This window comes from Cellulosimicrobium funkei (assembly GCF_001019615.1).
GTDB lineage: Bacteria > Actinomycetota > Actinomycetes > Actinomycetales > Cellulomonadaceae > Cellulosimicrobium > Cellulosimicrobium cellulans_E.
On sequence record NZ_JNBQ01000032.1, the window covers coordinates 30238 to 42534 of the forward strand.

A 12297-nucleotide genomic window follows, 5' to 3' on the forward strand; every position below is an offset into this window, starting at 1 on the left:
TCAGACGACGCGGTCGGCCGGTGCGGACGGGGTCGCGAGGAGGAAGCCCGGGGCGCCGAGGCCCTCGCGCTCGAACGCCGCGCGGACGGCGTCGGCGACGGCCTCCACCTGGTCGGCGCGGACGAGCGCGATCGCGGAGCCGCCGAACCCGCCCCCGGTCATGCGCGCACCGAGGGCGCCGGCGACGCGGGCGGCGTCCACGGCGACGTCGAGCTCGACGCTCGAGACCTCGTAGTCGTCGCGCAGCGAGGCGTGCGACGCGTTCATGAGCGGCCCGACCGCGTCGGGACGCCCGTCGCGCAGGAGAGCGACGAGGTCGCGCACGCGCCCGATCTCCGTCACGACGTGACGCACGCGGCGGCGTGCGACGTCGTCGGGCAGCTTCTCCAGGGCGACGGCGAGGGCCCCGGCGGGGTCGCCGGTCGCGGCGACGTCGTCCGCGAGCTCGCGCAGGGAACCCAGCCCGAGCGTGCGGGCGGCGTCCTCGCACGTCGCGCGTCGCGCCGCGTACTGGCCGTCGACGAGCCGGTGCTCGGCGCGCGTGTCGACGACGAGCAGGGCCAGCCCCGCGGCGTCCAGGTCGAACGGCACCTGCTCGGCGGACTCGACGGGGTCGAGGCCGGGCCGGCAGTCGAGGAGGAGCGCGTGCCCGGCGGTCGCGCGCAGGGAAGCGGACTGGTCCATGCCGCCCGTCGGTGCGCCCGCGATCTCGTTCTCGGCGCGGACGCTCGCGGTCGCGAGGGCCGCCCGCCCGGCGTCGGTCGCCCTGAGGCCCAGTCCGGCGACGTCGTCGAGCGCGACCGCGACCGCGCACTCGAGAGCGGCCGACGAGGAGAGCCCGGCCCCGAACGGGACGCTCGAGTCGACCGCCGCGTCGAAGCCCGTGATGGCGCCCGGGTCGGCGCCCTGCGCGACGAGGTGCTCGCGCAGGGCCCAGGCGACGCCGGCGACGTACGACCCCCAGCCCGTGACCGCGCCCGGCGCGACGTCCTCGAGCGTCGTCGTCCACGTCTCGCCCGGCGCCTGGGCCGACGCGAGCCGGACGACCGAGTCCGGGCGCGGGCGCAGCGCGACGTACGTGCGATGGGGGAGAGCGATCGGCAGGCACAGCCCCGCGTTGTAGTCGGTGTGCTCGCCGATGAGGTTGACGCGGCCCGGGGCGGCCCAGACCGGTACCTGCTCCTGGCCGGCTCGGGCCTCATGGGCGTCGGCGGGACCGTCAGCAGCCTCGTCGAACGACGCGGCGAAGACGGCGCGGGCGCGGGCCGCGCCGTCGTCGTCGGACCACGAGCGTACCCACCCGCGTGCGGCGCTCGACGGGGCGAGCTCCTGGAGGCGCGACGCGATCCGCTCGGGCGTCGTGTCGCTGATCCACGCGCCCATGCCCGACTCCGAGCCGGCGAGGTACTTGAGCTTGCCCGGTGCGCGCAGGACGGAGAAGACCTGGAGGTGGAGCCGGGCGAGGGTCACGTCGTCGGTGCCGCCGTCCGCGACGGAGCGGCCCTCGTGCGCCGGGGCCTGGTGCCACGCGGCGATGTACGGGAGCGGGATGGGGTCGCCGTCGGCCGTCTCGAAGAAGCGGTCGAGGCGGCGCAGGAGCTCGAGGTAGGCGGTGGCGAGGTCGTCGCGCTCGGCGTCGGTGAGCGCGGGGAGGTCGGGCACGTCGCGTCGCGGCGCGAGGTGGACCTCGACGGGCCAGCGGGCGGCGAACGGCACGTACGCGACCCAGTGCTCGGTCTCGAGCACGACGCGGCGCCCGTCCGCGAGCTCGGAGTCGAGGACGTCGCGCAGCAGGTTGCGGCCCGTGCGGCGGTGGTGCTCGCGCGCCTCGTCGAGCAGCGCGCGGGTGCGCGGCGTGACGTACGGGTAGCCGTAGATCTGCCCGTGCGGGTGGTGCAGCGTGACGCCGATCTCCTGCCCGCAGTTCTCGAAGCAGAAGACCTGCTCGACGCCGGGCTCTGCCCCGAGCGCGGCGGTGCGGTCGGCCCACGCGTCGATGATCGTGCGCACGCGCTGCGGCGAGAGCGCGCCGAACGACGTGCGGTGGTCGCTCGAGAAGCACACGACCTCGCACCGGCCCGCGGCCGGTGCGTGGAGCTGGAGCGGCGCGTCCTCGACGACGGCGTCGGCCACGCCGGGCACGCGCTGGAGCGACGGGAAGCGGTTCTCGAAGACGACGACGTCGTAGTCGGTGTCGGGGACCTCGCCGTCCGAGTAGGCGGCGCCGGGACGCGCGGGGCACAGCGGGCACGAGTCCGCGGCGGGGAGGAACGTGCGGTTCATCCGGTGCGCGGCGAGGGGGACCCAGTCGCCCGTGAGCGGGTCGCGGCGCATCTCCGGCCCGACGTACGGGTGCGGCGCCCCGTCGGGGCCGGGCACCGGGGCGAACCGGTCGGGCAGCGGACGCGGGTCGTCGAGCCGACGTGAGCGCTCACCCGAGACGTACGCGGGCGAGTCGTCGAAGTAGACGAGCTCGCGGCCGTCGGCGAGGCGGGTCGAGGTGCGGCGCAGGTGCGGGTTCATGCGTGCGGTGTTCCGATCGCGGTGCGGTGGGAGAGGCGGCGGCTGCGGTCCGCCGTCAGGCGACGACGAGCTGCTCGACGAGGTCCTGGACCCGGGCGCGCGCGTCCTCCGCGAGCCCGGCGTCGGTGACGAGGACGTCCACGTCCGCGAACGTCGCGAAGACGCGCAGCCCGGTCGTGTGCCACTTGGTGTGGTCGGCGAGGACGACGGTGCGGCCGGCCGACTCGATGAGCGCGCGGTTCGTCGCGGCCTCGTCCAGGTTCGGGGTCGTGAGCCCGATCTCCGGGTCCACGCCGTGCGCGCCGACGAACGCGAGGTCGACGCGCAGGCCCCCGAGCGCGGCCTCAGCGAGCGGGCCCACGAGCGCGTCGGACGGGGTGCGGCTGCCGCCCGTGAGGATCGTCTCCAGGCGCGGGTCGTTCGCCCGGTGCAGGATCTCGGCGACCGGGAGGGAGTTCGTGACGACCGTCAGGGGGCGCAGCGCGGGGTCCGCGGCGATGCGGGCGGCGAGCAGGTGGGTCGTCGTGCCGGCGCTCAGCGCGACCGAGGCGTTCGCGGTGATGAGGCGGGCGGCGGCCGTCGCGATGGCCTCCTTCTCCGCGGCCTCGCGCGAGCTCTTGGCCGCGAAGCCCGGCTCGTGCGCGGTGGTGTGCGGGGCGACGGCGCCCCCGTGGACCTTGCGGACCAGACCCTGGTCGGCGAGCTCGACGAGGTCGCGCCGGATCGTCATGTCCGACACCCCGAGCTCCCGGGTCAGGTCGCCGATGCGGACCGCGCCGTGGTCCCGGATCTCCGCGAGGATGCGCTCCTGGCGCTGTGAGGCGAGCATGCGAACAGTATTGTCCACATCGCCGAGAAATCCAACACGATCGAACATGACCGAACATCGCGGCCCGGTGACCGGCCCGACAGGGTGCCGGACCGGCCGTCCGGGTCAGTAGCGGATCGCGTCGATCACCTTCACCCGGACGGCGACGAGCGCCGGGAGGAGACCCGCGAGCGCTCCGATCCCGACGGCGGCCAGCATGCCCGTCACTGCGGCGGAGAACGGGAAGCCCGGGGCGTCCTGGACGGCCGAGCCCATGAGCGCGTCGAGCGGGACGTTGTGGAGGGCGACGACCGCGACGGTCACGCCCAGCACGCCCGCGACGGTCGTCGCGACGACGCTCTCCATCATCACGGAGAAGAAGACCCGTCCTGAGCTCGCGCCGAAGCTCCTGCGGATCCCGATCTCGCGGATGCGGTACCGCACGGTGACGAGCGCGATGTTGACGAGCCCGAGCCCGCCGAGCAGGAGCGCGATCACGCTGACGCCGAGCACGACCCAGCGGATCGCGCCGTCGACGACGGCGTAGCCCGCCGAGTCCGACCGGAAGACGTCGGCCTGCGTGCCGCTGAGCGCTCCGGCGACGTCGCGCTGGATCGCTTCGACGAGCCCGTCGGCGAGGTCGTCGGGAACCCACAGCTCGAGTCGTGGAGGGCCGGTCATCTCCAGCGACTCGGGCGTGACCCAGGCCGACTGGGCGTCCACGAGGACGTAGGCCTGCGGCTCGGCCTGCGGCCAGTCGTCCGGGAACGCCCCCACGACGGTCGCGACCACCGGGTTGTCGCCCCCGATCGTCACCGTCGGGTGATCGGCCACGGTCACGCCGCCGAGCGCGTCGAGGAACGCCTGGTTGACGACGAGAGCGGGGGCGAGGCGGTCGGCGTCGGCGTCCGTGAACCACCGGCCCGACGACACCTCGAAGCGGTGCATCGTGGCCCAGTCGGCCTCGACGCCGGTCGTGTAGACCTCGCGCGTCCCGTCGGGGAAGCGGACGGGCGCGGGCGCGTCGCGCAGCATCGACGAGTAGCCGATCGCGTAGCGCTCGACGACCTCGTCGAACACGCGCTCGTACTCCTCGGGCGCGGGCATGACGCTCCCGCCCTCGCCCGTCGGCCAGGCCGACACCTGGAGCGTCGCGGCGCGCCCGTTCCACCGGTCGTTCTGCTCGGCGGAGACCTGGCGCAGCATCTCGCCGGCCGCGGAGATCGCGGTGATCGCGCAGACCGCGACCGCGACACCGACGAGCGCGAGCAGGACGCGCACCTTGTGGACACGGAGCTCGTCCCACGCCTCGAGGACGGCGCCGACGATCCCGGTCACGCGGCGTCCCCCGTCCGCGGGGACGCGCCGTGCGAGGCGACCAGCGGGCGGGCGACGTGCTCCGCCTGGTCGTCGCCGGCCTCGAGCGCGTGCGGCGCGCTGTCGTCGTGCGCGGCCGGACCGTAGGGCCCGACGTCACCGGTGCCTGGGCTCGCGCCGTCCCCGCCGGCCGTCTCGAGCGCGGCGAGCGACCCCGCGCTGCGCGCCGTGATGGCGATCGGGGCGAGCACGCCGTCGGCCAGACGGAACTGCCGGGCCGCGCGCGAGGCGACGGCGAGGTCGTGCGTGATGGCGATGAGCGCCGACCCGTTCTCGCGCGCGATGGTGTCGAGCAGGTCCATGACCTCGCTGCCGGTGTCGACGTCGAGCGCGCCCGTCGGCTCGTCCGCGAGGATCACGCGCGGCACGCGCACGAGCGCGCGGGCGATGGCGACGCGCTGCTGCTCCCCGCCCGAGAGCTTCTCCGGGCGCGTGTCGAGGCGGTCGCCGAGGCCGACCCGTTCGAGCATCTCCGCGGCGAGCGTCCGGCGCTGCCAGAACTGCCGCCCGCGCGCGTACAGCAGCGGCGCGACGACGTTCTCGAGCGCCGTGCGGCCCTGGAGCAGGTTGAACTGCTGGAACACGAACCCGAAGTCCGTGCCGCGGCGCCGCGCCCGGGCGCGGCCGGAGAGCCGGCCGATGGGGACGCCGTCGAGCAGGTACTCCCCGCCCGTCGGGGTGTCGAGGAGCCCGAGGATGTTGAGGAGGGTGGACTTGCCGGTGCCGGACCGCCCGACGATCGAGACGTGCTCTCCGGCGGCGACCGTGAGGTCGATGCCGCGCAGGATCTCGAGCTCCCGATCGTCCGGGAGGAGCACCGAGCGAGCGACCCCGTTGAGCTCCAGGAGGCTCATCAGTAGCCGGCCTCTCCGCTGTCGTCGGTGCCCACCATGCCGTCCAGGACGGGCACGACGTCCTGGCCCGGCACGAACTCGAGGACCTCGTCGCCCTCGGCCAGCCCCTCGGTGACCTGCACGACGCTGCCGTCGGTGAGGCCGAGCGTGACGGCGCGCTCCTCGGGCTCGCCGTCCGCGCCGACGACCCACACCTTGCCCTGCTCGACCCGGCCCAGGACTGCGGTCACGGGGACGACGAGGGCTCCCTCGACCGAGCCGGCGGTGATCTCGAGCTCGGCCGCGAGGCCGGCGAAGACGGTGACGTCGCCCGGCACCGCGCACGTCACGCTCGCCGAGGTCGCGCCCGCGGCGGGGTCGGTCGCACCCTCCTCGGGCGCCCCGGCGGGCGCTGCAGCCGTGCCCATGCGCAGGTTCGTGCAGGTGAACGGCGCGGGCCCCCCGGTGACGGTGACGGTCGCCTCGGTCGGGATCTGGAGCAGGCGGAACTGCTGCTCGGCGACCATGCTGCCCGTGACGGAGAGCGTCCCGGGGGAGATCGACGCGAAGTCCTCCCCGACCGCGACCTCCTGGTCCTTGAGAGCCGTGAACGTGGCGACCGTGCCGGCGGTGGTGGCCTTCACCGTCTCCCTCGTCACCTTCGGCCGGCGCTCGGTGACCGTGACCTCGCCGGTCTCCGGGTCGGTCTCGGTCAGGGGCTCGCGGGGTTCCTCGAGGGTGACCTCGAGAAGGGGCGCTCCCGCCTTGACGACGTCGCCCGGCTTGGCGTGCACCGCCGTGACGACGCCACGCTGCGTGACCTTCTGCGACGCCGCCGGGTCGGCGACGACCTGCCCGGTCAGGGTCACGGTGTTCGTGACGTCGCCCGTGGTCACGGCCACGCGGGGCTCGACGAGCTCGGCGGAGGGGACCGCCGGGTCGGCGGGCGGCTCGGGGGCGGAGCGGAAGGCGATCACGGCGAGCGCGGTGGCGATGACCCCCCAGACGACGATGCGGAGGGCGGGGAAGACGATCCGGCGGGTGATACCCACGTGCGGGCTCCTGGGGCGACGATGGCGGACGGCGAGCGGGCGCTGCGCGGCGGGCGGGTGGACGCCCGGCCCGAGGCTAGGGGGTGGGGTGTGCGGGCGTCGTCATCCCTGGGGAGGAGTTCTGTCGTGATCTCTCCACCGTGGGGTCACCGTCTGGTAACGAGCGGAGAGGCCCTGGCGTGAGGGCCGGGCGCGCACGAGGTGCACGAAGGCAGGGCGGAGCAGCGACGACGCCACGGCTGGATCCCCCTCACCGGCCCGACGGCCGTCCCCCTGACGAGATGCGGGCGAGACTATACCGTGGCACGAGGAAAAGACAGGGGCGCCCTCATGGGCCGCGGGAGCCCGAAGTGCCCCGGCGGCGACGGCCCTCAGACCCGGTCCGACCGGCCTCGGTCAGACCACCGTGACGCCGAGCGAGCGCCCCGCGAGACCCCGTGGCCGGCGCGCGAGGCCGAGCGCGACGTCGTGCAGCGCGACCGCCGCGGGCGAGCCGGGGTCGGCGATGACCACCGGGGTGCCGCCGTCGCCGGCCTCGCGCAGCGACACGTCGAGCGGGACCTGGCCGAGGAGGGGGACGGTGGTGCCCGTGGCGCGCGACAGGTTCGCGGCGACGCGCTCGCCGCCGCCGGACCCGAACACCTCCAGCCGCGACCCGTCCGGCTGCTCGAGCCACGACATGTTCTCGACGACGCCGACCACGCCCTGCTGCGTCTGCGTGGCGACCGAGCCCGCGCGCTCCGCGACCTCGGCGGCCGCGACCTGCGGTGTCGTGACCACGACGATCTCGCTGCCCGGCAGGAGCTGCGCCACGGAGATCGCGATGTCGCCCGTCCCCGGCGGGAGGTCGAGGAGCAGCACGTCGAGGTCGCCCCAGAAGACGTCCGCGAGGAACTGCTGGAGGGCGCGGTGCAGCATCGGTCCGCGCCACACGACCGGCTGGCCGGGCGGGACGAACATGCCGATCGAGACGACCTTCACGCCGTGCGCGATCGGCGGCAGCAGCATGTTGTCCACGCGCGTGGGCTGCCGGTCGACGCCGAGCATGCGGGGGATCGAGAAGCCGTAGATGTCCGCGTCGACGACGCCGACCTCGAGACCCTCCGCGGCGAGCGCGACCGCGAGGTTCGCCGTGACGGACGACTTGCCCACCCCGCCCTTGCCCGACGCGATCGCGTAGACCTTCGTCAGCGACTCCGGCTTCGCGAACGGGATCTCGGGCTCGCCCACGCCGCCGCGCAGCATCGTGCGCAGCTCCGCGCGCTGCTCCGCGCTCATGACGCCCAGCTCGACGCGCACCTCCGCCACGCCGTCGACCGCGCGGACGGCGGCGTCGACGTCCCGCGACAGGGTGTCGCGCATGGGGCACGTCGCGACCGTGAGGTCGACGCCCACCGTCACGACCGCACCCGGCGCACCGGTCGCGACCGCGACCGACCGGATCATGCCGAGGTCCGTGACGGGGCGGCGGATCTCCGGGTCGAGGACCGCGGTGAGGGCCCGCCGGACGGCGTGCTCGAGCTGGTCTGCGGCGGGGTCGGGCATGGACCCATCGTAGGCGTGCACGCGGCAACGTCCGCCGGGCCCTAGGTCCCGGGACGGACGTGAGCCGCATCGCACGCCGTGGTGCGCCGAACGGGTCTACCGTGCACGGATGGACGCCCTGGCCTCCCTCGCACGGGACAGCGAGCTGTTCGGCGACGCCGTGCGGAGCGCGCCCCCGGACGCACGGGTGCCGTCGTGCCCCGACTGGACGGGCGCGGACCTGCTGTACCACCTCGCGGAGGTGCAGGACTTCTGGGCGCGCGTCGTCGGGCCGGCGCCCGGGCGAGGCCTCGACGGCGACGACGTCGAACCGCTCGCCCGCCCGTCGTCGGACGCCGAGCTGCCCGCGCTGCTCCAGCGCTCCACGAGCCGCCTCGTCGCCGCGCTCACGGGCCGGGACCCCGCGGAGCCCTGCTGGTCGTGGCACGAGGAGGGGCGCCACGTGGGCTGGGTCCTGCGCCGCCAGGCGCACGAGGCGCTGATCCACCGCGCGGACGCGGAGCTCACGGCCGGGCGGGACGTGACGCCCGCCGACCCGGACGTCGCGGCGGACGGCGTCGACGAGGTGCTGTCGGTCATGGTCGACGGCGTGCCCGGCTGGGGCGTCTTCACGCCCGACGGCGCGACGGTGTCGGTCGTCGTGGACGGGTTCGGGGAGAGGCCCCGGAGCTGGGAGCTCGCGTTCGGGCGGTTCACCGGGACGGGCCCGGAGTCGGGCACCGCGTACGACCTCGACGTCGCACAGCTCGTCGACCTGCCGGGTTCGACCACGACGCAGGTCGCCGGCCCCGCGTGGGCGCTCGACCTGTGGCTGTGGGGCCGTGGGACGGCCGACGGCTTGATCGTCGAGGGCGACCTGGCGCTCGCCGAGCGTCTGCGCCGCGTGGCGGCGGAGGGCACGCAGTAGCGGGTCGAGCCCGGCGTCAGCGGTCGGCGGCCTCGTCCTCGGCAGGGCGGGCCGACTTCTCCTCCAGCTCCTCCAGCAGGTTGCGGATCTCCGAGCGGACGAAGTCGCGCGTGGCCACCTCGCTCAGCGCGATGCGCAGGGCGGCCATCTCGCGCGCGAGGTACTCGGTGTCGGCGAGGTTGCGCTCCGCGCGCTGCCGGTCCTGCTCGGCGGTGACGCGGTCGCGGTCGTCCTGGCGGTTCTGGGCGAGCAGGATGAGGGGTGCCGCGTACGACGCCTGGAGCGAGAGCATGAGCGTGAGCGCGGTGAACCCGAACTCCGCGGAGTCGAACCGCAGGCCCTCCGGCCCCCACGAGTTCCAGATGATCCACACCGCGCAGAACACCGTGAGGTAGACGAGGAACCGCGGCGTGCCGAGGAACCGGGCGATGCCCTCGGTCGCGCGGCCGACCGCGTCCTGGTCGACCTTGACCCGTGGGATGAGCGAGCGTCGCGCGCTCTTCGGCGTGTCGAGGCGGTCAGCCACGGGTCACCCCCGTCGCGCCGCCGCGGGCCGCGGGACGCGGCAGCGACCCGGGAGCCAGCGCGGCGCGCGCCTGCTCGGTGTCCACGTCGTCGTCCGTCTCGCGCCAGTCGTCCGGGAGCATGTGGTCGAGCACGTCGTCGACGCTGATCGCGCCGAGGAGGCGCTTCTCGGCGTCGAGCACGGGGACGCACAGGAGGTCGTAGGTCGCGAGGATGCGCGTGACGCGGCCCAGCGGGGCGTCGGGCGCGACGCCCTCGACGTCGGAGTCGAGCACCGAGCCGACGGCGGCGTGCGGGGGCTCGCGCAGCAGCCGCTGGAAGTGCGCGACGCCGAGGAACCGGCCCGTCGGCGTCTCGAGCGGGGGGCGCGCGACGAACACCATCGACGCGAGCGCGGGGGCGAGGTCCTTGCGTCGGATCTGCGCGAGCGCCGTGGCGATCGTCGTCTCGGGGCCGAGCACGACCGGCTCGGAGGTCATGAGACCGCCCGCCGTGTCCTCGGCGTAGGCGAGCAGGCGGCGCACGTCGCGCGCCTCCTCCGGCTCCATGAGCTCGAGGAGCTGGGCCGCCTGCGCCTCCGGGAGCTCGTGCAGCAGGTCCGCCGCGTCGTCGGGCTGCATCGCCTCGAGGACGTCCGCGGCGCGGTCGGTGTCGAGGCCGGAGAGGATCGCGACCTGGTCGTCCTCCGGCAGCTCCTCGAGGACGTCGGCGAGGCGCTCGTTGTCGAGCGCGCCCGCGACCTCGAGCCGGCGCGTGTCGCCCAGGTCGTGGATGACGTCGGCGAGGTCGGCGGGCTTGAGGTCGTCGTAGGCGGCGAGCAGCATCGCGGCGCCCTGCGCCTCGGTGCCGCCCGCGAGGCCGGTGACCGCACCGACGTCCACGACGATCGCGTCACCGCGCCGGCGCAGCCCGAGCGTGCCCTTGTGCTGCGCCCGGCGCCGCACGTACAGCTTGGTGACGAGCCAGTCCCCGGTGCGCTGGCGCTCGATCGCGAGGTCCTCGATCGTCGCCGAGCCCGACCCGTCGACGAGCTCGACCGTGCGCTCCAGCAGCTCGCTCACCGCGAGCGTCTCCATCGCGCGCTGCTCGAACCGCCGCATGTTCACCAGGCCCGTGGAGATGACCTGCCCGGCGTCGATGCTCGTGACGCGCGTCAGGGGGAGGAAGACCCGCCGTCGCCCCGGCACCTCGACGACGAGCCCCACGGCGCGGGGCGCGCCCTTGGGCCGGATGAGCACGACGACGTCCCGCACCCGTCCGACCTGGTCGCCGATGGGGTCGAACACGCTGGTCCCGGCCAGACGCGCGACGAAGACGGTGGTGGCTGCGCTCACGCGGCCAGCCTACGCACGCGCCCCGGTCGCCGCGCGTTCCTCCGGTGGGTGGCGCCGCGGGGCGGCCCGGAGCCGCGGACGCGCGGGGGCGCGGGCCTCGCGCCGGCAGCACGAGTAGGACAGACTGGGCGAATGAGCATGTCGCGCCCGGGTGCCGTCCCCCGTGTCCCCACCCCGCCCCGCGGTGAGGAGATCGCGTCGTACGCGACCTACCTCGAGGCGCAGAAGGCGGTCGACTTCCTCTCCGACAACAAGTTCGCGGTCGAGCTCGTGACGATCGTCGGTACCGACCTCAAGATGGTCGAGCGCGTGACGGGCCGGCTCACCTACGGGCGCGTCGCGATCGCGGGCGCGGCGTCCGGCGCGTGGTTCGGCCTCTTCGTCGGTCTGCTGCTGTTCCTCTTCTCCGGTGACGGCGCGTTCGTGCTCACAGCCATCGGGATCGGCGCCGGGTTCGGGCTGCTCTTCTCAGTGCTGTCGTACGCGCTCACGCAGGGCAAGCGCGACTTCACGTCGCAGAGCCAGATCGTCGCGTCGTCGTACGGGATCCTCTGCGCGCCCGAGCGCGCGGGCGACGCGCGCCAGCTCCTGGCGCGGATGCCGGAGGGCGCGGGCGGGGTCCGCGCGCCGGCCGCCCCGCGAACCCGACGTGGGGCACGCCCGGGGCGACCCCGCCTCCCGCGCCGACCGCGCCGGCGCCCGAGCCGCCGGCGGGCGCCGCTCCCACGCCCACGCCCCCGGTCGCGCCGCCGGCCCGGACCCCCGACCCCCGCTGGACCACGCCGACGGGGGAGCCGCGCTACGGCGCCATGCGCCCGACGTCGGACCAGCCCGCCGACGCGCAGCCCGACGCCCAGCCCGACCCCCTGCCCGGGCCCGGGGCGCAGCAGCCCGACCAGCCCGAGCGGCCCGCCTGACCGACGCGGCTCAGCCGCGCAGGCGCGCCATCCAGGCCTCGACGTCCTCGGGGCGACGGGGGAGCGAGGCCGAGAGGTTCTCGTTGCCCTCGGCCGTCACGAGCACGTCGTCCTCGATGCGGACGCCGATGCCCCGGTACTCCTCCGGGACGGCGAGGTCGTCCGCCTTGAAGTACAGGCCCGGCTCGATCGTGAAGACCATGCCGGGCTCCAGGACCCCGTCGAGGTAGAGCTCGCGGCGCGCCTGGGCGCAGTCGTGCACGTCGAGGCCGAGGTGGTGGCTCGTGCCGTGCACCATCCAGCGGCGGTGCTGCTGCCCCTCGGGCGAGAGCGACTCGGCGGCGCTCACCGGGAGCAGGCCCCACTCCTCGAGGCGCGCGGCGATGACCTCCATCGCGGCGGCGTGCACGTCGCGGAACCGTGCGCCCGGCACGGCGACGGCGAACGCGGCGTCCGCGGCGTCGAGCACGGCCTGG

At 75.1% G+C, this 12297-nt stretch carries 10 protein-coding genes and 2 pseudogenes; 2 read left to right on the forward strand and 10 right to left on the reverse strand.

Going from position 1 to position 12297, the window contains the following annotated elements; translation table 11 throughout:
* The 7 genes and pseudogenes from galK to FB00_RS16895 all read right to left on the reverse strand — a co-directional run bounded on the left by galK (nt 1) and on the right by FB00_RS16895 (nt 8138).
* Complete coding sequence (galK, locus tag FB00_RS22885; RefSeq protein WP_047234089.1) at nt 1–1347, reverse strand: galactokinase; 1347 nt, start codon at nt 1345–1347, stop codon at nt 1–3.
* Nucleotides 1321–2523, reverse strand: a pseudogene (gene galT, locus FB00_RS22890) (galactose-1-phosphate uridylyltransferase); the annotation flags it as partial. The pseudogene galT and the gene galK, both read right to left, overlap by 27 nt.
* Nucleotides 2524–2578: 55 nt before the next feature.
* Nucleotides 2579–3352 carry a DeoR/GlpR family DNA-binding transcription regulator gene (locus tag FB00_RS16875; RefSeq protein ID WP_047234076.1) on the reverse strand — a complete coding sequence of 258 codons (774 nt, stop codon included), beginning with the start codon at nt 3350–3352 and terminating at the stop codon, nt 2579–2581.
* A 105-nt stretch (nt 3353–3457) separates the two neighbouring features.
* Nucleotides 3458–4669 carry an ABC transporter permease gene (locus FB00_RS16880; RefSeq protein WP_047234077.1) on the reverse strand — a complete coding sequence of 404 codons (1212 nt, stop codon included), beginning with the start codon at nt 4667–4669 and terminating at the stop codon, nt 3458–3460.
* Nucleotides 4666–5562, reverse strand: a complete 897-nt coding sequence (locus FB00_RS16885) for an ABC transporter ATP-binding protein (RefSeq protein ID WP_082141437.1) — start codon at nt 5560–5562, stop codon at nt 4666–4668. Before FB00_RS16885 ends, FB00_RS16880 begins: the two co-directional genes overlap by 4 nt.
* Nucleotides 5562–6593: an efflux RND transporter periplasmic adaptor subunit gene (locus FB00_RS16890; protein WP_047234078.1), complete on the reverse strand. Its 1032-nt coding sequence runs from the start codon at nt 6591–6593 to the stop codon at nt 5562–5564. The genes FB00_RS16885 and FB00_RS16890 overlap by 1 nt, the downstream gene beginning before the upstream one ends.
* A gap of 396 nt (nt 6594–6989) precedes the next feature.
* Entirely contained in the window at nt 6990–8138 is a 1149-nt protein-coding gene (locus FB00_RS16895) for an Mrp/NBP35 family ATP-binding protein (protein ID WP_047234079.1), read from the reverse strand.
* A gap of 109 nt (nt 8139–8247) precedes the next feature.
* On the opposite strand from FB00_RS16895, the gene FB00_RS16900 reads away from it, so the two are divergent.
* Entirely contained in the window at nt 8248–9045 is a 798-nt protein-coding gene (locus tag FB00_RS16900) for a maleylpyruvate isomerase N-terminal domain-containing protein (RefSeq protein ID WP_047234080.1), read from the forward strand.
* Nucleotides 9046–9061: 16 nt separating this feature from the next.
* Here FB00_RS16900 and FB00_RS16905 read toward each other — a convergent pair whose 3' ends face one another.
* On the reverse strand, nt 9062–9571 hold the full coding sequence (locus FB00_RS16905; protein ID WP_047234081.1) for a DUF1003 domain-containing protein: 510 nt from the start codon (nt 9569–9571) through the stop codon (nt 9062–9064).
* Complete coding sequence (locus FB00_RS16910) at nt 9564–10904, reverse strand: magnesium transporter MgtE N-terminal domain-containing protein (protein WP_047234082.1); 1341 nt, start codon at nt 10902–10904, stop codon at nt 9564–9566. Before FB00_RS16910 ends, FB00_RS16905 begins: the two co-directional genes overlap by 8 nt.
* 138 nt (nt 10905–11042) lie before the next feature.
* On the opposite strand from FB00_RS16910, the pseudogene FB00_RS23140 reads away from it, so the two are divergent.
* Nucleotides 11043–11237, forward strand: a pseudogene (locus tag FB00_RS23140) (general stress protein); the annotation flags it as partial.
* A gap of 594 nt (nt 11238–11831) precedes the next feature.
* On the opposite strand, the gene FB00_RS16915 reads toward FB00_RS23140, so the two are convergent.
* Nucleotides 11832–12297: M24 family metallopeptidase (locus FB00_RS16915; protein ID WP_156186437.1), on the reverse strand; the 466-nt coding region annotated here is incomplete at its 5' end.